Raw genomic sequence first — 205 nt, forward strand, 5'->3', positions numbered from 1 at the left:
CTACGACTTCCAACGCCCCAGCGCGCGCATCGACGTGCGCTCGGCCATGCCCCGCCCGCACACCGCTGGCGACTATCCGCTGTTCGACTATCCGGGCACCTACGTGCAGAGCGAAGACGGCGAACACTACGCCCGCACCCGCATCGAAGCGTTACAGACCCTGCATGAACAGGTCGAGCTGGCGGGCAACGCCCGGGGCCTGGGC

1 protein-coding gene is annotated in these 205 nt (G+C 68.3%); it reads left to right on the forward strand.

All coding sequences use genetic code 11. The annotated features are described in order from the left end of the window. Positions 1 to 205, forward strand: a 205-nt coding sequence (locus OC610_RS29505) for a contractile injection system protein, VgrG/Pvc8 family (RefSeq protein WP_264433436.1), incomplete at both ends; no start/stop codon positions are given.

This window comes from Pseudomonas agronomica, assembly GCF_025917275.1.
GTDB lineage: Bacteria > Pseudomonadota > Gammaproteobacteria > Pseudomonadales > Pseudomonadaceae > Aquipseudomonas > Aquipseudomonas agronomica.